The 22,875-nt window shown below is 58.6% G+C and carries 23 protein-coding genes; 12 read left to right on the top strand and 11 right to left on the bottom strand.

The annotated features are described in order from the left end of the window. Nucleotides 1-261 precede the first annotated feature (261 nt). Nucleotides 262-801, bottom strand: coding sequence for a CBS domain-containing protein (locus tag GGD50_RS25840; RefSeq protein ID WP_183940046.1), 540 nt, complete (start codon nucleotides 799-801; stop codon nucleotides 262-264). Here GGD50_RS25840 and GGD50_RS25835 point away from each other — a divergent pair. After that, nucleotides 800-976 (top strand): hypothetical protein, encoded by a 177-nt coding sequence (locus tag GGD50_RS25835; RefSeq protein ID WP_183940044.1) that lies wholly within the window; start codon nucleotides 800-802, stop codon nucleotides 974-976. The genes GGD50_RS25840 and GGD50_RS25835 overlap by 2 nt on opposite strands. Before the next feature lie 349 nt (nucleotides 977-1,325). Here GGD50_RS25835 and GGD50_RS25830 read toward each other — a convergent pair whose 3' ends face one another. The 9 genes from GGD50_RS25830 to GGD50_RS25790 form a co-directional block, all read right to left on the bottom strand. Further along, the gene (locus tag GGD50_RS25830; RefSeq protein WP_183940042.1) at nucleotides 1,326-1,763 is read right to left on the bottom strand and encodes a plastocyanin/azurin family copper-binding protein; all 438 of its coding nucleotides are present in this window, start codon (nucleotides 1,761-1,763) and stop codon (nucleotides 1,326-1,328) included. Nucleotides 1,764-2,383: 620 nt separating this feature from the next. Next, nucleotides 2,384-3,409, bottom strand: coding sequence for a DUF4365 domain-containing protein (locus GGD50_RS25825; RefSeq protein WP_183940040.1), 1,026 nt, complete (start codon nucleotides 3,407-3,409; stop codon nucleotides 2,384-2,386). 119 nt (nucleotides 3,410-3,528) lie between these two features. Next, nucleotides 3,529-4,056 (bottom strand): NADH-quinone oxidoreductase subunit B family protein, encoded by a 528-nt coding sequence (locus tag GGD50_RS25820; protein ID WP_183940038.1) that lies wholly within the window; start codon nucleotides 4,054-4,056, stop codon nucleotides 3,529-3,531. Nucleotides 4,057-4,069: 13 nt separating this feature from the next. Further along, a complete protein-coding gene (locus GGD50_RS25815; RefSeq protein WP_183940036.1) occupies nucleotides 4,070-5,581 on the bottom strand; it encodes a hydrogenase large subunit in 1,512 nt (503 codons plus the stop codon). Nucleotides 5,582-5,595: 14 nt separating this feature from the next. Then, the gene (locus GGD50_RS25810) at nucleotides 5,596-7,059 is read right to left on the bottom strand and encodes a hydrogenase 4 subunit F (RefSeq protein WP_183940034.1); all 1,464 of its coding nucleotides are present in this window, start codon (nucleotides 7,057-7,059) and stop codon (nucleotides 5,596-5,598) included. Beyond that, nucleotides 7,056-7,721, bottom strand: a complete 666-nt coding sequence (locus GGD50_RS25805; RefSeq protein ID WP_183940032.1) for a hydrogenase-4 component E — start codon at nucleotides 7,719-7,721, stop codon at nucleotides 7,056-7,058. The genes GGD50_RS25810 and GGD50_RS25805 overlap by 4 nt, the downstream gene beginning before the upstream one ends. After that, nucleotides 7,721-8,677 carry a respiratory chain complex I subunit 1 family protein gene (locus GGD50_RS25800; protein ID WP_183940030.1) on the bottom strand — a complete coding sequence of 319 codons (957 nt, stop codon included), beginning with the start codon at nucleotides 8,675-8,677 and terminating at the stop codon, nucleotides 7,721-7,723. Before GGD50_RS25800 ends, GGD50_RS25805 begins: the two co-directional genes overlap by 1 nt. Then, nucleotides 8,668-10,689 carry a hydrogenase 4 subunit B gene (hyfB, locus tag GGD50_RS25795; protein WP_183940028.1) on the bottom strand — a complete coding sequence of 674 codons (2,022 nt, stop codon included), beginning with the start codon at nucleotides 10,687-10,689 and terminating at the stop codon, nucleotides 8,668-8,670. Before hyfB ends, GGD50_RS25800 begins: the two co-directional genes overlap by 10 nt. Further along, a complete protein-coding gene (locus tag GGD50_RS25790; protein ID WP_183940026.1) occupies nucleotides 10,686-10,988 on the bottom strand; it encodes a helix-turn-helix domain-containing protein in 303 nt (100 codons plus the stop codon). Before GGD50_RS25790 ends, hyfB begins: the two co-directional genes overlap by 4 nt. A 543-nt stretch (nucleotides 10,989-11,531) precedes the next feature. Between GGD50_RS25790 and GGD50_RS25785 the strand changes: the two genes are divergently transcribed. Further along, nucleotides 11,532-12,770: a DUF3422 domain-containing protein gene (locus GGD50_RS25785; RefSeq protein ID WP_183940069.1), complete on the top strand. Its 1,239-nt coding sequence runs from the start codon at nucleotides 11,532-11,534 to the stop codon at nucleotides 12,768-12,770. Nucleotides 12,771-12,827: 57 nt separating this feature from the next. Here the strand turns inward: GGD50_RS25785 and GGD50_RS25780 are convergent, their stop codons facing one another. Continuing rightward, entirely contained in the window at nucleotides 12,828-13,451 is a 624-nt protein-coding gene (locus GGD50_RS25780) for a GntR family transcriptional regulator (RefSeq protein ID WP_183940067.1), read from the bottom strand. 389 nt (nucleotides 13,452-13,840) lie between these two features. Between GGD50_RS25780 and GGD50_RS25775 the strand changes: the two genes are divergently transcribed. From GGD50_RS25775 to GGD50_RS25730, 10 genes are all read left to right on the top strand, one after another. Further along, nucleotides 13,841-14,968, top strand: a complete 1,128-nt coding sequence (locus GGD50_RS25775; protein ID WP_183940024.1) for a BMP family ABC transporter substrate-binding protein — start codon at nucleotides 13,841-13,843, stop codon at nucleotides 14,966-14,968. A gap of 21 nt (nucleotides 14,969-14,989) precedes the next feature. Beyond that, entirely contained in the window at nucleotides 14,990-16,138 is a 1,149-nt protein-coding gene (locus GGD50_RS25770; protein WP_183940022.1) for an ABC transporter permease, read from the top strand. Continuing rightward, entirely contained in the window at nucleotides 16,138-17,064 is a 927-nt protein-coding gene (locus GGD50_RS25765; RefSeq protein ID WP_183940020.1) for an ABC transporter permease, read from the top strand. Before GGD50_RS25770 ends, GGD50_RS25765 begins: the two co-directional genes overlap by 1 nt. A gap of 10 nt (nucleotides 17,065-17,074) precedes the next feature. Continuing rightward, the gene (gene biuH, locus GGD50_RS25760; protein ID WP_183940018.1) at nucleotides 17,075-17,791 is read left to right on the top strand and encodes a biuret amidohydrolase; all 717 of its coding nucleotides are present in this window, start codon (nucleotides 17,075-17,077) and stop codon (nucleotides 17,789-17,791) included. Further along, on the top strand, nucleotides 17,788-19,338 hold the full coding sequence (locus GGD50_RS25755; protein ID WP_183940016.1) for an ABC transporter ATP-binding protein: 1,551 nt from the start codon (nucleotides 17,788-17,790) through the stop codon (nucleotides 19,336-19,338). The genes biuH and GGD50_RS25755 overlap by 4 nt, the downstream gene beginning before the upstream one ends. After that, nucleotides 19,338-20,003 (top strand): cysteine hydrolase family protein, encoded by a 666-nt coding sequence (locus GGD50_RS25750; protein ID WP_183940014.1) that lies wholly within the window; start codon nucleotides 19,338-19,340, stop codon nucleotides 20,001-20,003. The genes GGD50_RS25755 and GGD50_RS25750 overlap by 1 nt, the downstream gene beginning before the upstream one ends. Further along, nucleotides 19,996-20,349 carry a cupin domain-containing protein gene (locus tag GGD50_RS25745; protein WP_183940011.1) on the top strand — a complete coding sequence of 118 codons (354 nt, stop codon included), beginning with the start codon at nucleotides 19,996-19,998 and terminating at the stop codon, nucleotides 20,347-20,349. Before GGD50_RS25750 ends, GGD50_RS25745 begins: the two co-directional genes overlap by 8 nt. 415 nt (nucleotides 20,350-20,764) lie before the next feature. Further along, the gene (gene nuoH, locus GGD50_RS25740; RefSeq protein WP_183940009.1) at nucleotides 20,765-21,751 is read left to right on the top strand and encodes an NADH-quinone oxidoreductase subunit NuoH; all 987 of its coding nucleotides are present in this window, start codon (nucleotides 20,765-20,767) and stop codon (nucleotides 21,749-21,751) included. Between the two features lie 30 nt (nucleotides 21,752-21,781). Continuing rightward, on the top strand, nucleotides 21,782-22,348 hold the full coding sequence (locus GGD50_RS25735) for an NADH-quinone oxidoreductase subunit I (RefSeq protein ID WP_183940007.1): 567 nt from the start codon (nucleotides 21,782-21,784) through the stop codon (nucleotides 22,346-22,348). 42 nt (nucleotides 22,349-22,390) lie between these two features. After that, a complete protein-coding gene (locus GGD50_RS25730) occupies nucleotides 22,391-22,831 on the top strand; it encodes a CBS domain-containing protein (protein ID WP_183940005.1) in 441 nt (146 codons plus the stop codon). Nucleotides 22,832-22,875 lie beyond the last annotated feature (44 nt).

The following is a 22,875-nucleotide window of genomic DNA, read 5'->3' as shown; positions in this document are numbered from 1 at the left end:
TTTTTGACGAATGTGCCTCAAGCATTAGGGGGAACGAAAATCGCATTCCTTCGCCGTCTGATGTCAAATGGCAAATGCCTCGCACGCTACGGCACGGCACGGCATCTTCATTTTCGATTGGCGGCTCCTCCCTCCATCCCGGCGCGACTTCATTTATTTCTCACACCGGCAACGTCTCCAACGGCAGCACGTGCAGCGGCGTACTCGCGATCGTCGAAAATGGTTCCTGTCAGTTCCGCCACGCCGTTCATGACGATCACGCTAGTCGAGGATGTTTCCGCTCCATCGCTGCGCTGCGATCTCATCGACAATCGCCGATTCGATACGAGCGTCGTCGTCCGGGGCCAAAGCGACCTCGGACATCGCGTTTGCCAAGGCCCGCATGAAATCCGACCGGGAGACAATGCCGACGACTTTTTCGTCGGCAACGACAGGTAGCCGCTTGATGGCGTGCTTCTCCATGATCGACGCGGCAGCCACGGAGTCGGTGTCCGGCGAGACCGTCTCGACGGGCGAGGACATGACTTCCTCGACCTTGCGCCCGTGCGAGCGCACATATTCTTCCGCCATCTTGCCTACGTTCACAAAGAAGGAAAGCCAGCGCGACCTCGCCTTCTCGGTGCCGGGTTCACCCCATCTGAGGAAGTCGCTCTCGGTAATAATCCCCACAAGCCGGCCATGATCGTCCAACACTGGAAGGCCGCCCACCCGTCTTTCGAGCATAAGTTTTGCTGCATCGATGAGCGGAGTAGAAGGAGCCACCGTGGTCACCGGGGAAGTCATAAGGAAACGAATAAGCATGGTGGTCTCCGATATGGTGGTGCTGCGACGCGTGCGGAGTGAACTGAACCGCAGTTCACTCCATCACAATCGCAGCACAGTGGGTCTCATCCGTCATCACCAAGACTTCGGCAAAGACCTTTGCCGGTTGCTGGATTGCCTCGATCATGAAGGAACGGCGTCGAGCCTGCCTTGATCGGGATCAAAAGGGTTGCGTTGCGTCGCACGAAATTTTCTCTGGCACAGCTACATTCCTGCGCGCAGCGGGAACTTCAATCCAATGGTCTGAACATTTCGGTAGAGTGGCAATACCACAAAGAGGATGGCCTAGAAGGCCGTCAGAAACCTTTAAGGCGGCGTTGGCGTGAGAACTGGAATCAAAATCGCCCCCTGCGTCAGTACCACTGACGTCAGGAGGCGGATTGAGGACGGATTCGAACGCGACGTCGAATTCGAAGCCAGAACCATACAGGTCCGGCTACGCTATTGCCACACCGGAGCAATCAGGTTAAGCCCCGGCGGAGCACTGCGCCTGTATCAGCAGCCTAAGGTTCAACCGTGAAAGCAATGTACATTCCCGCACTGAAGTGCCCCTGTTCATTGCAGAACAGCTCGTACTTGCCGGGTTTGAGGATCAAGGTGGTACTGCGCGACTTGCCCGGATGAACATCGCCGAGTTCTTTGAGGCCCTTGAACTTGTCTTCATCGACGCGCGTGCCGCTTGCATCAATCGGAAAATCCGCTGGGGCAAGATCTGTCTTCACGAGGAGAAGTTCATGATCTTCGTCGGTGGACACGTTCTTTACCTGGAACTGAACTTTGCCCGCTTTGACGTGATCAGTGCTTAATGTGACGCCTTGCGAACCATCTGGTTTGTTCCACAGCTCCGCCTTAACGACGGTCAGGCCAGAGGCGTAAGCCGGAATCGCAAGGTTAAGAAACATCGTAGTAACAACGGGCGCAATCAATGATGATCTGATCATGATATCCTCCCCTTCATGCTCTGCACATCAAGTGCCAAAGTAACAACAAGCATACTTGCCCTACGAAGACGCGAATTGATTTGCGTCAAGATCCACGCACCGCGGTTATTTTTACCCACACGCCACGGCCTTTAATTGGCGAGACACTACTGCCGCTGTCGCGGTTTCTGCGTCTGCTTTTCCGCTTCGCTTTGATGGTTGGCTTGTTTCAGCACATGAATGTCTTCTCCGACGAGTGCCAGCATTCCGAGGCTGTCGGGAGATGAACTGAGCCGTGCATGGATAGACAATGGCGATGCCATTCGCTTGGCCCAGCTCCTCGTTTAGTCACGGGGGGCAAAGCCGCACCCTCGCGGGAATCCGTTCGGAATGGGGTATGGCCATTTTGCTCTTCCCAAGACTTGGATATCTGATGGAAGGGATATCGAAGTTCATCCCAAGGGCCAAGGCCTGACACCGGTAATCTTGAGGAAATGGAAGATCGCCGCGCGGCCCTTAAATCCGATAGGTCACGGGAGATGGCAGCAAAAGGGTTAGCTGAGCAAGGGGTTTGTTTGGCTCTTTCCAGCAAACGGTCTGAAATGATGGTTCAGTCGTTCTGGCCCTTCATCGCACTTCATTCAATTATCTCGTTCATCGGACCCACGCGACACTCCCCTACCCCGCCAAAATGCTGCCTCCTCTTCGGCTGTTATATAACCTTCAGACTCCGGCGATGGGGGGGCTTGTTCTTCTGGGTAGCCTACCTCCAGAAATTCTTCCGCTCGCAGATAAGCCAGGGCTTCCGGTCGAACCTCAATCTCCAGCACATGTACCGCCACCTCGCCAGAATATTCCTTGATTGGCTCGGCATAAGAATAACGCGCCCACGGAAAGAGTTGGGTCATCAGCTCATGAAGACTGCGGGCGCGAATACGATAATCAACCTGCATCTCCGGCTCGCTGTTGGCTAGAAAAACGCGCAAATTGCAGAAGATTGGGGAAAAATCCCCCCATTCGTCCCATATGAATATCGCAGTCTGATGGCCAATTCTCTCCATCAAAAAGCGATCGAGCGCAAATGCCGACCGCAACAACAGTTCCGAATCCAGTGAAATGCCTTCCTCGAAACTCAATCTCGCCGATCCATCCAAGATGTTGGATGATGGAACGGCCAGCAACCATTCTTCCCCGGATTTGCTGCACGATTCCGAGTTGACCCATTGCCACATAACACAATGGCGATCCGGGTCGAAAAGGAACACACAAACCGACAGGCAATGCGATGCCCAGTAGTCTACAGAGCGCCTTTCGAGTTGGTGAAGGTAGTTGCCGCTGTCGTCCTTTTCTGACGGCGCCGGCCAGATCCGCATCGGTAGAAAGCGACCGGTCGACCATCCATTGTCGAGAATCTCGGCGCGAGCATCAATGCCACTCTCTTGGGGATATGAGAGCCGGCGGAAAGACCATTTAAAGTCTTGGATAAACACTTGCTCGACAGCATCGATCGCTGCGCAAATAGCAGGATCTGCATGAAAAGCGCTGAGACTCATGACGCGCTGGCGTCTTCGCGGCAGCTCTTCCGGACCGGCTGTTACGAAGAGGCGATACATTGCCGTCACAGCGGCAACGATTGCAAGAATAACTGCCTGCAGACGTCCAGTCATCGAACCCTGCCGTCAAACTAAAGCAGTTCAGCGCCTTACGGAATCGCTAGACTGCTCTATCTCTTTGTTTTCACGCAATTCCGGGCGGAAAACCGCTACGCACTTTTCCTCGAAATGCTCTAACCTGCCCGTTCGCTTACATGATCTAGCAGTGCCAGCAAGCCTTTGAGGATATCCGTTGGTGATGGGGGACAGCCCGAAATGTGCAAGTCGACGGGCACGATCTTCGAAACCCCACCGACCACGGCGTAACTTCCGGCAAAGCAGCCGCCACTACGCGCGCAGTCACCCAGCGCAACGACCCATTTGGGATCTGGCGTAGCATCATATGTCCGTTCGAGGGCTTCTGCCATGTTCTTCGTCACGGGGCCAGTGACGATGAGCACGTCGGCATGACGAGGCGAGGCCACGAAACGGATGCCAAACCGTTCGATATCATAGAAAGCATTACTCAGAGCATGCATTTCGAGTTCGCAACCATTGCAGGATCCGGCGTCGATGGCGCGGATCGCCAGACTACGACCGAGCCTACGGCGCGCCTTCTCGTCAACAGCAGCCGCGAGCTCTTTAGCTGCTGCATCGGCACTGACCGGTGCAGGCTCCGTCAAAGGCGGCAGTATCAAGCTTTCGAACAGGAGCCTGCGCATAGCTTATTTGCCCTTATAGATCGTGCCCCGAATATGAGCAGTTGAATGACTTGTTGCAGAGCGGAAAGTCGGCGACGATATTGTCTTTGATGGCGGCCTCCAGCAGCGGCCACTGAAACCAGGAGGGATCGCGCAGATGGCAGCGTTCGATCCTGCCCTCGGATGTGAGACGTAGCCATGCCAGGACATCGCCGCGGAATCCTTCCACAAGAGCCACACCCTCTCGAATTTCGTTGACAGGCGGAACATCCGAGAGAACCGGGCCGTCCGGCAGCCGGTCGAGAATTTGTTCGACGAGCGACAGGCTCTGCTCGACTTCACGAACGCGTATCCATATCCGGGCGTTTACGTCGCCGTCGCTAAGCAGCGGTATATCTAAGGTCAGTTCGTCATAGGGCGGGTAGGCAAGGTTACGCCGGGCGTCAAAGCCGCGGCCGGCCGCCCGCCCGACATAACCGCCTGCGCCGTATTGGCCGGCAAGCTCGTTGCGCAGCGTGCCCGCACCGACCGTCCGGTCCTGAAGCGAGGCGGTATTGTCGTACAGTTCCACCAAAGCAGGGAATTTCCAACTGAGCTCGGCATGCAGTGCCCGCAAGCCGGCTTGTCCGTCGCCATCAAGGTCGGCGGCAACGCCGCCAGGTACGATACGGTCGCGCATCAGCCTGTGCCCGAAAGCGGCATCGGCGGCGCGCAGGACATGCTCACGCAGCAGGCCGCAATGGGCGAGCATCAGTGCAAAGGCGGCGTCATTACAGATGGCGCCTATATCTCCGAGATGATTGGCGAGCCGCTCGAGTTCGGCCATCAGCGCACGTAGCCAAACGGCGCGCGGCGGGATCTCTATCCCAAGGGCGGCTTCCACGGCCCGCGAAAAGGCATAGGCATAAGCGACGGTGCTGTCCCCGGACGTCCGCCCGGCAAGCTGCAATCCGCGAGCCAGATCGGTACCCACCATCAGCGCCTCGACCCCCTTGTGGACATAGCCGAACCGTTCCTCTAGTCGAACGACAGTTTCACCATTGGCCGTGAAGCGAAAATGCCCGGGCTCGATGATGCCGGCATGCACCGGCCCGACTGGTATCTGGTGTAGGTTCTCTCCATCGGCATACAGAAAGGCGTAGGATAATTCAGGGGCAGGCGCACTGCGCGTTCCCAGTGGGAACCGCAGACCCCAGCGGCCGTGGTCGATCCACGGCCTGTTATCCGGCAGTCCTTCCGGCTCCAATCCTGTGAGGTCGCGGAGCGTTCGTTCCAGACGTAGCGCCGGCGGATGGTATCGCGCGATGGAAGGATAACCTTTCTGCAGTTCCTCTAGGCTAAGGACAGCAGTCATACCGGCCTGTTCGTCGAGCAGAGCCAGATGCACGGCGTTGCGTTCGCCCCAGAGGCCGAGCATCGTCAATTGTCCTTCCGATAATCTCGAAGCAGCCGACATCCAGGTGGAAGGATCGGTGACGGCGCGCGGCGCGGGCCTATGATGCGAGACCAGGCGGCTATTGCGTATGAGATCATTCAACATCGACATATTCCGGCCTCGTATTATCGAAGAAGATTGGCGATATGCTGAAACCAAGCAACCATCAGGGGCGGTAGGTAGATTCCGGCTCCGAGCACGAGCGCCAGATGCAGGAACATTGGCAAGTAGGACGCTTCTGCCGGCGCAATGCTGCCACGCGGCTGACCAAAGATGGCCCCCGTCAATCGCAGCAATAGAGCCCCGAAAGCGACCAGCAGCCCAAATACGAGCGGAATGGCCAACAACGGCACCTTCGCGAAGGTCGAGCTGACGATGAGGAATTCGCTCATGAATATGCCCGCCGGCGGCAAGCCGGCAATGGCGATCACGCCGACCAGCAGACCCCAGCCAAGCCCCGGATGTGTCTCGGTCAGGCCTCGAATGGCCGAAAGCCTCTGCGTCCCCTTGATCTGGGCGATATGACCGACGGCAAAGAAGATCGCCGACTTGGTCAGCGAATGCATGACCATATGCAACAGGCCGGCGAAATTGGCGAGCGAGCCGCCGAGACCGAAGGCGAAGACGATGATGCCCATATGCTCGATTGATGAATAGGCGAACAGACGTTTGATGTCGCGACGGCGGTAGAGCATGAAGGCGGCGAAGATCAGTGAGGTGAGCCCCATCGTCATCATAAGCGGCCCGGGGCTGATTGCTTCCGGGCTGGCGGCAAGCAATATCTTGAACCGCAGCACGGCATAGAGCGCAACGTTGAGCAGCAGGCCAGAAAGCACCGCCGAAATCGGTGTCGGCCCCTCGGCATGCGCGTCCGGCAGCCAGGCATGCAGCGGCGCCAATCCGACCTTGGTGCCGTAGCCGAGCAACAGGAAAATGAAAGCGAGGTTGAGAAGAGCCGGATCGAATCCGGCGGCGTGTTCTACCAGCGTCGTCCAGACCATGGCATCATAGCCGGTGCCGACAACGGCCTGAGCGGCCAGATAGACGAGGATGGTGCCGAACAGTGCGAAGGCGATACCGACACTTCCGAGGATGAAATATTTCCAGGCAGCTTCCAGTGCCTCATGCGTACGGTAGATGCCGACCATCAGCACGGTGGTCAGCGTCGCGAGTTCCACCGCCACCCACATCAGGCCGATATTATTCGACACGAACGCGAGATTCATACCAAACATCATGATCTGATACATCGCGTGGTAGAATCGCAAGTTGGCAGGCGTCAGACGGCCGATCTCAAGCTCGTGGGCGATGTAGCCGGCGCTGAAGACACTGGTGGTGAAGCCGACAAAGGCATTCAGGGCGACAAAGACGATATTGAGATCATCCACGAGCAGATATCGGCCGGGCGGCGGCCGCGCGCTGACAAAGAGCAAAAGCGCCGCAAGCAGAGTCAAAAGACTCGCGACTATGTTCAGCCGCGCCGTCATGCGGTAGCCGGGCAGGAGCGCTAGAAGGGCGGCGGCGGCAATCGGAATAACGAGGACAGCGGTCACTGCGTCGAAGCCGAGGATGGAGGAGAGATCGTTCATTTCCGTCGTCTCCCCTTGAAGTCGTCGAGCGCCCGCACGTCCACTGTGTCGAAGCGCTCGCGGATGCGGAACAGGAAAACGCCGATGACGATGAAGGCGATCAGAATCGAGAAAGCGACGCTGATCTCCACCACCAGCGGCATGCCCTTGGCGCCGGTCGCCGCCAGCACCAACCCGTTTTCCAAAGACATGAAGCCAACGACCTGACTGACGGCATTGCGGCGCGTGACCATAATCAGCAGTCCCAGCAGCAGAACCGACAGGGCGAAGGCGAGGTCCTCGCGGGCGATCGGATCGGCCGATGGTGTTACCCGCAGCATTACTACCGTGGCCAGGGCCACCAGTCCCAGGCCGGCAAGCATGGTGGGGCCGACGCCGACAACAGTCTCGATCTCGCGGTGGATGCCGAGCTGGCGGATCATGCGATGCAGCACGACGGGAATGATGATTGCCTTGAAAATGAGAGCGATCGCCGCCGTCACGAAGAGATGCGGTGCATCCTGGATGAGGGCTTGCCAGGCAACCGAGAGCGTCAGCACCAGCGAATGCAGCGCGAAGACGTTCAGCAGCGCATAAAGACGGTCCTGATAGAGCATCATCATGCTGACGAGCACCAGACCGCCGGCAAGCATGTGGGCGATGTCGAAGACCGACCCGGTCATCACAGCCCCCTCGACACGAACCGCAACAATGCGGCGAGCAGACCGAGCATCAGCGCGGCACCGAGGAATTCCGGCACACGAAACACGCGCATCTTGGCAGTCGCGGTTTCAAACAGCGCAAGCAGAGCGCCACCCGCTGCGAGCTTGGCGAGATAGGCGAACAATCCGATCAGATAGGCAAGCGGCCCGGCCCCAAAGGCAACGAGCCTCCAGGGGACGAAAAGGCAGGCGATCAGCGAAATATAGAGTAACAGCTTGAGCGATGCCGCAAGCTCGATCATGGCAAGGTGTCGCCCGGAATATTCAAGCACCATAGCTTCATGCACCATGGTCAGTTCCAGATGGGTCGCGGGGTTGTCGACAGGGATGCGAGCATTTTCGGCAATTGCGACCATGATGAGGGCGATGAGGGCAATCGCCAGCGAGACGCGCAACCCCACTTGCGGCGAGGTCATGAAGGCAGCGATGGTGGAAAGTTGGGTCGAGCCGGCGACCAGGGCAAGCGTGAAGATGATGAGCAGCATCGACGGCTCGGCGAGCGTCGCAATCATCATCTCCCGGCTCGAGCCAATGCCGCCGAAGCTGGTGCCTACATCCATGCCGGCAAGCGCCAGGAAGAAACGCGCACTGCCAAGCAGCGCGATGATGGCGATCAGGTCCGCGGTCCAGCTAAAAAGGAGGCCGGTGGCGAAAGTCGGGATGATGGCTGCAGCCACCCATGTCGCGGCGAAGATCACGTAGGGTGCTGCTCTGAACAGCCAGGATGCATTCTCCGCAACCACCGCCTCCTTGCGCAGAAGCCGGGCAAGGTCACGATAAGGCTGTATCAGCGAAGGTCCGCGACGGCGTAACAGCCGCGCCTTGAACATGCGCACGACGCCCGTCAGCAACGGCGCCAACAGCACGACGAGCAACATCTGGAGGACTTGGGCGAAAAGGGCTGACATCATGACCATAGCGCCAGCACCAGAAGCAGGAGGACGAGCGTGAGGAAGACCAGGCTCAGATAGCGGCGGATAGTCAGGAATTGCAGATAGTTGAGTTTTTCTGCGGCAAAGCCGACGGCGCCGACGATAGGCAGATAGAGCCCTTCCCATATCTGATCATGCATCTCCAGGGTGAACCGCGCCGGCCGGAGATCGCCGGGCGGCGGCATGCTGACCCGGTCTCGCGCGCGAAAGATCAGCGTGCCGAAGACGCGCCTGATGGGCTGGGCGAAGCTGCTGGCGGTATATTGCGTTGCTGGACTGCTCAGCGGAAAGCCGCAATCCCAGGCCGGCGCCCGGCGGATGAGTCGCGAGCCGAAGCGGTGGACAAGATAGGCCGTGAGCGACGCCGAAAAGAGGATGAATAGGAAAACGAGCAAGCCGTTATACGAGCTGCGGGCTTCGGCGATCGGCACGATCGACAGCCATGGAATATCCGTTTGCACCGGCATGCGCTGGCCGATCAGCGAGAGCGTCAGCGGTGCCAGTGCATCGATGACGACCCCCGGCAGAATACCGGCAGCAAGGCAAAGGAAAGCCAGAACCGACATGGCGGCAAGCGAGAAGCGGTCGACCTCCGTTGCCCGTTCGACTAGCACGCTGCGGGGACGGCCAAGAAACGTCACGCCGAAAACCTTGACGAAACAAGCAGCCGCAAGGGCGGCGGCAAGAGCGAGCATGCCGCCCACTGCCGGCACCAGAAGCTTCAATCCCCATTGCGGCAGGGCTGGGCTTTGCAGGACAGCCTGAAACGCCAGCCATTCGGAAATGAAACCATTGAAGGGAGGAAGAGCCGAGATGGCGACGCAGCCAATGAGAAAGACTACGCCGGTCACCGGCATGCGATGGATGAGCCCACCGAGTTTTTCCATATCTCGTTCCCCGGTTGCCGTCAGCACCGCGCCGGCACCAAAGAAAAGCAGGCTCTTGAAGAAAGAATGATTCAGGACGTGGAATAGCGCGGCGATCAACGCCAGCGCTGCTGGCAGTCCCATGCCGTTCGCCTTGAACGCAAGCGCCAGACCGAGGCTGACGAAGATGACGCCGATATTTTCAATGGTGCTATACGCGAGAAGGCGCTTGAGATCACTCTCCATAAGCGCGTGCAGGATACCGAGAACCGTGGTGGTGCCGCCGATCGCCAGAACGACGACGCCGAACCACCAGGCAGGCGTGCCGAGCAGATCGAAGACCACGCGGATGAAGCCGTACACCGCGACCTTGGTCATGACGCCACTCATGAGGGCGGAGACATGACTGGGGGCTGCCGGATGCGCTCGCGGTAGCCAGACATGCAGGGGCACCAGCCCAGCCTTGGATCCAGCACCGAGCAGCAGCAAAACGAGCACCAAACCTGAGGTCAGTGACGCATGTTCGGTGGCACGCATGGTGGCAAAACTGTAATTGCCATCCGGTCCCGCAAGCAGACCGAAAGCGAGCAAAAGGGTGAACGTGCCGAAGCTGGCCATGACAATGTAGAGATAACCGGCTTTCCGGTTGTCGGTATCGCGATGATGGGCCATCACAAGCGCCCAGGAAGCGAGCGACATAAACTCCCAGGACATCAGGAAGGTGAAGGCGTCATCCGCAAGGATCACGAGATTCATACCTGCGACAAAGGCCGGGAAGAACGGTAGCACTCGGTGCGGCGCCTGTTCGTGCCGGCCATAGCCGAGCGCGTATAGGCTCGCAAGCATGCCACCGAAATCGACGACCGTCAGGAAGAAGGTGGATAGCGCATCCAGACGGAAATGACTGCCGAGCCACGGCAGGCCGACCGGAAGCATGAGCTTCGATACGGCATCGGGAGAAACTATCGTGGTGAGTGCACCGACAGCCGCAGCGAAGGCGATTGCCGAGAGGAAGAAGCTTAATCCATAGACGAGATTCGTTGCATGTTTCGAGCGGGCGATGAAGACCGCTGAAGCCGCGGTTGCAAATAGGAATACCGAGCACAGTAGGATCGCGACCAGACAAATCATGAACGAGGACCTTTTCCTCGTCCGGGCAATGCAGGCGCTTCGTTGTCCGACTGCCTAGTCTTTAGCCTGACGCCGCGCCCTCCATCCTGGCTAACCGCCCCCTCGTTAATCACCTCTATGCCAGCCTCGCTCAAAGCCGCCAGCAAACGCATGAGGGAATCAACGTTGCCGCGCACGACGTCAGGGCTTGCCTCCATACGCTGAATCGTCGGGACTGATACTCCAGCCAATTCGGCGAGTCGGCGCTGATCTATGCCAAGAAGTGCCCTGGAGGCACGTATTTGAGCGGCGGTGATCATAGCGCAACCATCACTTATGCTTGATAAGCTCTGATATCAGAACCCTAGCGCATGCTTACCGATGTATCAAATCACAATTCTGATGCGTCACGGCTCGCTTCGGCGGGCCTTTTTCTGAACAGCGCGGGTTTTGAGAAAGATCTAAGGGTGCATTGGGAACCATTTGTACCGGACGCCTTCCAAAATGGATAGTAATGTCATATACTTAGCTTATGAATTGGGAAATCCTTAGGCGTTATTGCCACTATTGTTCAGCTTGATTGAGATGCTCATTTAGCGGCTCAGGAACAACTGAAACCGGACCGGTTTCAACGAGTAGTCCCTGGATCATCCCACCTGGCGCTTCTTTCTTGAAAGCTTCCTCGCGAAGTTCCTGATTATCAATCAAGGGTCGACGATTGACTATCTCGATGAGACCATCTCACCGCGTCGGTGACAGGAACTCATCTTTCCATGTGCTGTAGATTTCCTTAGGCTAGCTGCGCATACGCCATCGTGATCGGCAATTGGCATGGGAGGCCACGCGGAGTGACATCCAAGACTATGGAACAGTTGATAACAACAACACCCGACGACTCGTCATTCCACCAGGCGGCTGACTTCAACGCGGAGCTGCATGCTCGGCCATCGATCTACTTCGATGGACCGGCGATTGTCGAGCATATCGCATTTATGCCTTCAGACGGGGTTGTGAAGGATTTCCATGATAGCGTCCGGGTAGACGGAAATATATCGGTCAGACTGGAACACCACACCGAGTTCGTGACAGTCACCCGCGTGCGAAAGCTCGCTGATCAAACCCTAACCTGGCCTGAATCCGATCTCGCTGAGGCAGATTTCGCAACCCTTGCCGGGCTAGCGTCCCCTCGTCTCGTTTGTCACGTCAGCATTCTTGTCCTGGGCGAGGCTCCGACCGACCTTAGCCCGGTCCTTAAGACCTTCGATTTCGGAGACACCGCGGCCTCTACAATCGGAGGCGGTTCCGCCCAAGTTTGCTCCGATTTTCGGGTTCGCGAGGATCATTCGAGCAGAATCCTATTATTCAACAAAGATCTGAATGCACACCGGCTCGGGCGGATGGTACGGCGTATCTTTGAGATCGAAACTTACCGCGCCATGGCGCTGCTCGGACTGCCCGAAGCGCGGCGGCTCGCTCCACTCCTTGGTGGCTATGACAAAAAGCTTGTAGAGCTGACAAACCGCAACCTGATTACGCCTGCAAAGGATCACAAACAGCTACTTGAAGAGATCACAATACTTTCTTCGCACATCATCTCGGCCACAGCCGAGACACGCAATCGATTCGGAGCAACCGGAGCCTACGCCAAGATCGTCGAGGAACGGATCGCCATGCTCCGGGAAACACACGCCCCTGGTTTTCAGCGCTTCGGCACGTTCGTCGAAAGGCGTTTTAAGCCTGCGGTCAGAACGTGTGAGGCAACGGCCATTCGGCTTGGACAGCTCTCACAGGCGACGATGCATTTGCTCGACCTTCTCCAAACCCGCATTCAGGTCGAGATCGAGTTCCAGAATGCTACCCAAATCCAAGCTATGGCGGATCGCGCCGCGACCCAGGTAAAGATCCAGCGTGCAGTAGAAGGCTTCTCGATCATCGCAATCAGCTACTATTTGCTCAGTTTGATGAAGTTCGTCTTCGAGACCGCTGACCACACCGGCTATCACTTCACTCCCGTGATCATGCTCGTCTCAATTCCAATTGTTGTCGCAGCGGTGCTGGTTACCGTCCTCCGCGTGAAGCATGCTCTGAAGGCAGAGCCCTGAACCAAGATGCAGTGCTCATTGTAGCAGCTGATGGCAGGCCCGCGCAGCCTGAAGAAACTACTCAACGTTTGCCTTGGCAAAGACGGCGCTGGCATCGCTTACAATTTCGACATGCGAATATGCCGCCTGCGCAGCGGCAGCGCCGTCTGCTCGAATGATTGCCGTTACGATCGCGTCATGCTCCGCATAGGATTTCGTCAGCCGACCCGGCAGCCTGAACTGTGCTCGGCGGAAAGGCGCGAGTCTGGCGCGGCTCTGGGTCACGAGTTCGTAAATATGATCGTTATGAGCGCCGCGATAGAGCCGGTTATGAAATTCGATGTTATAGGCGGCATAGTCCTCATCCGCCCCTCGATGAACCAGCCGTGCTGACGCCCGATGCTCGATTTCCAGCTGACGCCGCTCGTCCACGGTCATGCGCTCGGCCGAAAGCCGCGCGCACATCCCCTCGAGCTCCGCCATCGCCTCGAACATCGAATGCAGATAGTTTTCGGTAACGTTGGTTACGACGGCGCTGCGGTTTGGTTCACGATCGACAAGACCCATCGCCCCCAGTTCGCGCAGCGCTTCTCGCACGGGCGTGCGTGACACCTCGAAGCGCGCCGCAAGCGAGATTTCATCAAGCTTCTCGCCCGGCAGCATTTGTCCCGTCACAATCATATCCGCAATCGCCCGCACCATCTGTTCGACGGTATTACCTGCCCGGACGACCCGCGTGCGCCTGACTTGCCCCAACACTGATTCTGCCTTTTTACCTTCTGCATACACATGCATTTGCCACGCATGAAAGTCAATTATTGATTTAAGCACCTGATTATACTTACAGAAAATCTTCCGAAAGCAGGAGAACGGTGGAAGCTTGCATATTTAAGCACGTATTCTGACTTATTTGTAGGCTATGCACATATTTTGATCTTCCTAGCATGAAAGTTGCATGAAATCTCCCATGTAGCGTTCCGTAGAAATAAACATTATTTATAAAAATCAACATATTAATATCTGGCATGCTCATTGCATACACTTTTTTGCACCCACACTAACCGGCCCTCTTCGCCGCAAGGAGCATCGTGATGACCAAACTCCTTTCCATGAACCGTCGCAATTTCCTTCAGGCATCCGCCGCTGGCGCCCTCGCCGGACTTGCGCCCGGGCTGCTAGCATCCCGCGCCGCCGCACAGACGGCGCTGACCGTCGGCTTCATCTATGTCGGCCCCAAGGACGACTACGGCTATAATCAGGCGCATTCAGAAGGTGCTGCCGCCGTCAAGACGATGCCGGGGGTGACCGTGGTCGAAGAGGAGAACGTGCCGGAGACGGTCGATGTCCAGAAGACGATCGAGTCGATGATCAATCTCGACGGCGCCTCCCTGATCTTCCCGACATCCTTCGGCTATTTCGATCCCCACATGCTGGCGATGGCCGCGAAGTATCCGAACGCCCAGTTCCGCCATTGCGGCGGCTTGTGGCAGAAGGACAAGCACCCGATGAACACGGGTTCCTACTTCGGCTACATCTTCCAGGGCCAGTATCTGAATGGCATTACGGCGGGCTACGCGACGAAGAGCAAGAAGATAGGTTTCGTCGCCGCCAAGCCGATTCCGCAGGTGCTGCAGAACATCAACGCCTTTCTGCTCGGCGCCCGGTCGGTCGATCCCGCGATCACCTGCCAGGTGATCTTCACCGGCGAATGGTCGCTTGCGGTCAAGGAAGCAGAAGCTACCAACGCGCTCATCGATCAGGGCGCCGATGTCATCACCTGCCATGTCGATAGCCCCAAGGTCGTCGTTCAGACGGCTGCCGGCCGCGGCGCCTTCGTCTGCGGCTACCACGCCAATCAGAGCCCGATTGCACCGGAAAAATATCTGACCGGCGCCGAATGGGCCTGGGGGAATGTCTATAGCAATTTCATCAAGCAGGCGCAGGCCGGCCAGGCCCTGCCGAACTTCGTGCGTGGCGGCCTGAAGGACGGTTTCGTCAAGATGAGCGCCCTTGGCCCCGGCGTTTCCGATGCGGCTCGCAAGAAGTTCGAGGCGACCAAGGCAGAAATGATTGCCGGCGGCTTCTCCGTCTTTAAGGGGCCGCTGAAGGACAACAAAGGCAAGCAGGTCATCGATGGTGGCAAGGCCTATGCCGAAGACGCGATAGAGCTGGAAAGCATGGATTACCTGGTCGAAGGCGTGGTCGGGTCCACCGCCTGATCTCGAAGGGAGGGAAGCGTCATGACGGTCAAGATCGATGATCCGGCAATCTCTCTTTCCGCCACGAGGCAGGCATCGTTGCGCCCTGTCCTGGAATGGCTGGCGCGGCGGGCCGAACCTATCGTCATCACGCTTGGCGGCATTCTCGCCGGCCTGGCGCTTTTCTCCCTCTTCCTTCTCGCGCTCGGCAAGTCGCCGGCCATGCTCTATCAACTAATGTATACCGGCGGCTTCGGCAGCTGGTTTTCCATCCAGAACAGCCTGAGCCGAGCCTCGCCGCTGCTGCTGACCGCGCTCTGCGTCGCGCTGCCAGCCCGCCTCGGACTTGTCATCATCGGCGGCGAAGGCGCGGTCGTTCTCGGTGGCGTCGCGGCGGCGGCGATCGCCCTGCCGCTCGTTGGCACTGCGCCGGTCCTCGTCGTTTTGATTCTGATGGCCGCTGCCGCCTTTTTCATTGGCGGTATCTGGATCAGTCTCGCGGGTCTGTTGCGCCATTATCGCGGCGTCAACGAGACTATTTCCTCGCTACTGCTCGCCTATATCGCCATCGCCCTGATGAACCAGTTCGTTGAAGGGCCACTGCGCGATCCGGCGAGCCTGAACAAGCCTTCGACTAAGCCGCTTCCATCGGGCTATATGCTGGGCAACATTCCCGGCATGGACGTAAATTGGGGCCTCGTGATCGGCATCACGGCCTGTGTCGTCTCCTGGGTGCTGATCGAGATGACGAGCTTCGGCTTTGCTGCACGCATCGCCGGCGGCAATGTACGCGCCGCCCAGATCCAGGGTCTGCCGGTCGGCAAATTGATCGGCGGGCTGACAGCGATCGCCGGCGGTTTCGCAGGTCTCGCCGGCATGGTCGAGGTCGCGGCTGTACAGGGTAGCGCCAATGCCTCGCTTGCCGCGGGTTACGGCTATACCGGCATCCTCGTCGCCTTCCTGGCACGCCACAATCCACTGGCAATCATTCCCGTCGCCTTCTTTCTCGGCGGCATCGATGCCGCCGGCGGACTGATCCAACGGCGCATGGGCCTGCCCGACGCAACGGTCCTCGTTCTGCAGGGCACCCTCTTCATCGTCATCCTGTTTTGCGAGACCTTCTATGGCCGTTTCAGGATCTTCAATCCCGATCTCTGGAACACCAGGGACTTCGCCAAGGGGAGAGGATGATGGAAGACGCAGCAATCGGCATCTGGGGCGTCCCACTCGCGATCCTGGCCGGCGCGATCCGGGTTTCGACGCCTTTTATTTTCGTCAGCCTCGGTGAAACCATCACCGAGCGCTCCGGCCGCATCAATCTCGGTCTCGAGGGCACCTTGGTGTTCGGCGCGATGACGGCTTACGCCATCGACGTCATGACGGGTTCGCCCTGGCTCGGCGTGCTCGCCGCGATGGCGACCGGCGCGGTGTTCGGTGCCGTGCACGGCTGGATCTGCAAATGGCCGAAGGTGAATGATATCGCGATCGGCATCGCAATGATGCAATTCGGGCTCGGCCTCGCCTTCTTTCTCGGCAAACCCTTCATTCAACCGGCGGCGGCGCATTTGCCTTCAATCCCGTTCGGCTTCTGGTCGGAACTTGCGCCGGTGCGGGTGGCACTCGATGTTAACGCCCTCTTCCTGATCGGCATTGCGCTTGCGATCCTGCTCTGGTGGGCCTTTCGGAATACCAGGATCGGCCTCATCCTTCGTGTTGTCGGCGACAGCACCGATGCGGCGCGTGCGATGGGCATTCGCCCCGATCGCGTCCGGTTGGTCGCGACCGCCGTCGGCGGCTCGCTGGCAGCCGTCGGCGGTGCCTATCTGTCGCTCTATTACCCAGGTTCCTGGAATGAACGCATCTCCTCGGGCCAGGGCCTGATGGCCGTTGCCCTCGTGATCTTCGCGCGCTGGAACCCGATCGGCTGCTTCCTTGCCGCTCTGCTCTTCGGCGGCGCCGGCGCCCTTGGTCCTGCTTTGCAATCGGTCGGTGTGACCGAAGGTTACTATCTCTTCTACGCGACGCCTTACGTGCTGACGCTCGTGATCCTTATTGCCACATCCTCGCCGACCCGTTCGCTTGCGGGCGCTCCCGGCGCGCTTTCATTGACCAAATAGGAGATCCGCAATGAACAGCCTTCCCAAAGCGGAACTGGCCGGCCAGACGCTGAGCTACATCGACGCCGATCCCTATCCGTGGCCCTATAACGGCGATCTGCGACCGGACAATACCGCGCTCATCATCATCGACATGCAGACGGATTTCTGCGGCAGGGGCGGTTATGTCGACCACATGGGCTACGACCTGTCTCTGGTCCAGGCGCCGATCGTGCCGATCAAGGCCGTACTGTCTGCCATGCGCGCAAAGGGCTATCACATCATCCACACGCGGGAGGGCCATCGGCCGGATCTCGCCGACCTGCCTGCCAACAAGCGCTGGCGCTCGCAACGCATCGGTGCCGGCATCGGCGACAACGGTCCGTGTGGCCGCATTCTCGTGCGCGGCGAACCGGGCTGGGACATCATTCCCGACCTCTATCCGATCGAAGGCGAAGCAATCATCGACAAGCCGGGCAAGGGCTCCTTCTGCGCGACCGACCTTGAGCTGATCCTCGACCAGAAGCGCATCGAAAACATCATCCTGACCGGGATTACGACCGATGTCTGCGTTTCCACGACCATGCGCGAGGCAAACGATCGTGGCTTCGAATGCCTGCTGCTCGAAGACTGCTGCGGCGCGACCGACTATGGCAATCATCTCGCCGCAGTCAAAATGGTGAAGATGCAGGGCGGCGTCTTCGGTTCCGTTTCCAATTCCAAAGCGCTGATCGAGGCGCTGCCATGAGTATCGTCCGCGATACGCCCCTTCCGCACGCAGGCAAGGCCGTCGGCATCGATACCCTCGACATGACGATGCGCTTCGGCAGCTTCACAGCCCTCGACCATGTCTCAGTCAGCATTCCGGCCGGCAGCTTCCATGCGCTGCTCGGCGAAAATGGCGCCGGCAAATCAACGCTCGTCAAATGCATCATGGGCTTCTACCACGCGACCTCCGGCTCCCTCTCCGTCGATGGCCGCGAGGTGGCGATCGCCTCGCCAAAGGACGCCGCGACTTACGGCCTCGGCATGGTCTACCAGCATTTCACGCTGGTGCCCTCGCTGACGGGCGCAGAGAACCTCGTTATCAGCCGCACCGAAGTGCCTTCCGTCATCAACTGGGCCAGGGAACGCCGGGATCTCGCCGCTTTCATGGAGCGTATGCCCTTCAAGATTCCGCTCGACCGGCCCGTCAGCGAGCTTGCCGCCGGTGAAAAGCAGAAGCTCGAAATCGTCAAGCAGCTCTATCTCGGACGCTCCTTCCTCGTGCTCGATGAGCCGACATCGGTGCTGACGCCGGCCGAGGCCGATGAAATGCTCGGCCTCGTACGCGGAATGACGGAGCGCGGCGAACTCACCGTGCTGATGATCTCGCATAAGTTCCATGAAGTGACGATATTCGCCGACGCGGTCTCGATCCTGCGACGCGGCAAACTGGTGGGGAGCGGTAACGTCGGCGAGCTATCGACCTCGGATATGGCGGCGATGATGATCGGCGACGTCAAGCTCGCCGAGCTCGACACGCGCGTTCCCGTCGCCGATCTCGCCAAACCGGTCTTGACAGTCGAGGCGGTCAAGGCCCCGGATCGCTCCGGGCTGAAGACCATCGAGATCGACAATCTCACCGTCCGTTCCGGCGAGATCGTCGGCATTGCGGGAATCTCCGGCAATGGCCAGAAGGAACTGACGGAGATTCTTGCCGGCCAGCGCCCGACCGATACGGGCCGGGTCATGGTCAATGGCGCGCTTTACGGCGCGACGCGGCAGGAGACGCGCAGGAACAATGTCCGCTTCATTCCTGAAGAGCCGTTGCAGAATGCCTGCGCGCCGAAAATGACGGTCAGTGAAAACCTCACCTTCCGCACCTTCGACATTAAGGCCGACGGCAAGGATGCGATCTGGCTGAGCTCGGCCAAGATGAAGAAGCGGGCCGCCGAATTGATTGCCGATTTCAAGGTGAAGACCGCGTCTTCTTCATCGCCCATCGCAGCGCTTTCGGGCGGCAATGTCCAACGCGCCGTGCTTGCGCGCGAGCTGACGGGCAAAGTCGATCTTCTGATCGTCTCAAACCCCTGCTTCGGCCTCGATTTCTCCGCCGTCGCCGAAATCCGCGCCCGTATCATGCGCGCCCGCAATGCCGGGACCGCCGTGCTGCTGCTCTCGGAGGATCTCGACGAATTGCTGGAAATGTCCGACCGCATCATGGTGATCTCGGAAGGCAAGCTGGTCTACGAAACACCGGCACTCTCGGCCGATATCGGCGTCATCGGCGCTCACATGGCGGGGCATCACTGATGATCGACATCAAGGCGGAGCCCTTCGCCTTTGCGGCGAAGATCGATCAGGTGGCCCTGATCGTCATCGACATGCAGCGCGATTTCGCTGAGCGCGGCGGCTTCGGCGAAAGCCTCGGCAACGATGTCAGCCGCGTCACCAGGATCGTGCCCGAGGTAAAGCGGCTGATTGAGGGTTTCCGCAAAGCGCGCTTACCGGTGATCCACACGATGGAATGCCATAGGCCGGATCTGTCCGACCTGCCGCAGGCGAAGCGAGATCGTGGCAATCCTTCGCTCAGGATCGGCGATGAAGGTCCGATGGGCCGCATCCTGATTGTCGGCGAGCCAGGTACGGCGATCCTGCCCGAGCTGGCGCCCATCGATGGCGAGGTCGTGATCGAGAAGCCGGGCAAAGGAGCCTTTTACGCCACGGAGCTCGGCGACATCCTGAAACGGCGCGGCATCGCTCAGCTCGTCTTCGCAGGCGTCACGACCGAAGTTTGCGTCCAGACGACAATGCGCGAAGCGAACGACCGTGGCTACGAGTGCCTGCTCGCCGAGGAGGCGACCGAGAGCTATTTCCCTGAGTTCAAGACCGCCGCCATCGCCATGATCCGTGCTCAAGGCGCAATCGTCGGCTGGACGGCGCATGTGGATGACATATTGGAGGCGATCCATGCCTGAAAGCACCCGCGAACTCTTGACCTCCGGCGGTTGGAAGGAACTGGAATTCAGCCCCTTCCGACCCGATGTCACCATCCATTGGATCCGTCCTTTTGAAGGCGATCAGCCGGGCGTAGCGCTTCTGAAATATGAGGCCGGCGCTTCCGTGCCGCGCCATCGACACGAGGGGCTCGAAACGATCCTGGTGCTTGACGGCACCCAATCCGACGAGGCCGGCGATTACGGCAGTGGCAGCTATTTGGTCAATGCTGCCGGAACCGAACATTCGGTTTGGAGCGACACGGGCTGCGTTGTGCTGATCCAATGGGACCGACCCGTCAGAATACTTGAAGGGGAAACATCATGAGAGCGGATCAGCTTTCAATATCCGTTCCCTTCATGAGGCTACGCAAACGGCCTTACCGCGGTATGATTGACACCGCATTTTTGCGCATCACCGAGGTAGACGATCCCGGTATCGTCATCCATCTTGCCGACATCAGAGATCTGCTCGCCCAAGCCGAAGCTCGTGGGGCGTTCGCCCCCAGTCGCAAGGCTGCCCTTGGGCGTTGCCTTTGCGGTTAAGGATAATATCGACGTCGCCTGCCGCGGAAAGCGACTGATTGGCAGCCTCAACGTCCAAATCTCTCCGTCGGTGCGATGGCATTGTATGAGGTGCTTCGCCGTTGTACTCTATGACAGCGATGGGTGCGCAACGTGCTCGATCCATAGCCGAGGCGAAGTCCGGTCGCGTTTCAACCCGTGAATAAGTAGCCGCGGATATGGAACTTATCGTCGCCCTTGGCCTGATTATCTTCAAGGTCGCCTTTCTGATTGCGATCCTTCTGTTGCTGCCCTTGCCGCTGACGTGGCTGGAACGCAAGATCGCCGGGCACATGCAGCAGCGGATGGGCCCGATGCGCGTGGGGTGGCATGGGCTATTGCAGCCGATGGCGGACGGGATCAAGCTCTTAACCAAAGAAGATCATATCCCGGCCGAGGCGGACCGCTTCCTGTTCAAACTGGCGCCAATCCTGGCGCTCGTCCCACCTTTTGTAGTGTTCGTCGCGATCCCCTTTGGCGAAAATATCTCGGTCCTTGGCGCCAATATTACGCTCTACGTCTCTAATATGAATGTGGCGATCCTTTTCGTCTTCGCGGTGATCGGGATCGAGGTCTATGGCGTCATCTTCGGTGGCTGGGCCGCTAACAGCAAATACGCCGTTCTGGGTAGCCTCAGGACGTGCGCGCAGATGATCAGCTATGAGATCCCGATGGGCTTCTCGGTCATTGGCGTGGTGATGCTGGCGCAATCCATGAGTCTGCTCTCGATCGTGCGAGCGCAAGCCGATGTCTGGAACATCGTGTATCAGCCGATCGGCTTCTTCGTGTTCTTCGTCGCTGGCCTGGCCGAAGCGCAGCGCATTCCCTTCGATTTGGCAGAAGCGGAGGGCGATCTGGGGGCTGGCTTTCATACCGAATACAGCGGCATCCGCTTTGCATTCTTCATGGTCAGCGAATATGCGATCGTATTGCTGGTGTCGGTCCTGGTGGTGATCCTGTTCTTCGGCGGCTGGAACGGCATACTGATCCCCTTGCCGCCGCTTCTCTGGTTTCTGCTCAAGGTCGCGTTTTTCGTCTATTTATTTATTTGGTTCCGCTTCACCTTCCCCCGCTACCGCTACGACCAACTGATGGCGATCGGATGGAAAGTCTTGCTTCCTCTGTCGATCGCGAACATAATTATTACTGGTATTGCCTTCTTTTAGGGGCCACAGGGGCCCCACAGCGAGGCGACAATGTCGCGCGCGCAGCACAGACTTGGAACTTGGATCGGCTGGGCATTCTTCGCCGATCTGGCGAGCGGTTTGGCTTTGACCTTCCGCTACATGTTCTCCAGATCCGTGACCATGCAATATCCTGACAAAGAAAAATGGTTGCCCTACTCGCGCTACCGCGGCCACCACTTTCTGACGCGCGACGACGAGGGTGAGATCAAATGCGTGGCCTGCGAACTCTGCGCACGCATCTGTCCCTGCGACTGCATTGAAGTCGTTCCCTACGAGGATGCGAAGGGCAATCGTCACCCGGCAAAATTCGAAATCGACACGGCCAGGTGCCTGTTTTGCGGGCTTTGCGAGGACGCCTGCCCTGCGGATGCGATCGCTCTTGGCCAGCAGTACGAATTCTCGAGTTTTTCCTCCCGTGACCTGGTGATTGGACGAGAGGATTTGCTCGGCAAGCCGGGCAAGGCGGCAACCGGCGGCGGCGTAGTCGCTGCGTGCCTGAACACCCAAAAGGACGTTCGGGTCGAGACAAGTGAGCCGCAGGGTTACAACTGGTGGCGGAATATCCGGCGAACGTGAAGGCGCTTGCGTGAGGCCGGAGCGTGCAGACAGGAGGCTCAGATGCATGTTTGCCAAATCTTGAAAACCAAATCGCCCGAGCTCATCTCGATCAGACCAGATCGGCCGATGGTTGAGGTTCTGCGGCTGTTTCGGGACAACAACATCGGTTTCGTGGTCGTGGGCCGTAAGCCGGGGGAATGCCTGGGTACGCTGTCGGAGCGGGACTGCTGCAACGCAGTGGCTGAATACGGAACCGAGGCACCCATGATGCGGGTGGCCGACATCATGAACCGCAAAGTAGCGACCTGTACGACAGACGATTTGCTACCCTATGTGATGGCGATCATGACCAAACGGCGCACGCGCCATGTGTTGGTCATGGAAGGCAACACCCCTATCGGCGTTGTCAGCATCGGCGACGTGGTCAAGCACCGGCTCGACGAATCGATGCGCAACGAGCAGGCGTTGCACGAATACATTGCTGGCACCGGTTATCACTGATTGCGCCGGCCTGATGTCCAGATGCGGGACCAGTCTATCAGCGG

The organism is Martinezella paranaensis, assembly GCF_014200235.1.
Classification (GTDB): Bacteria; Pseudomonadota; Alphaproteobacteria; order Rhizobiales; family Rhizobiaceae; genus Rhizobium; species Rhizobium paranaense.
Note: the sequence above shows the minus strand (reverse complement) of the source record. Positions and strands in the feature narration are given on the sequence as shown.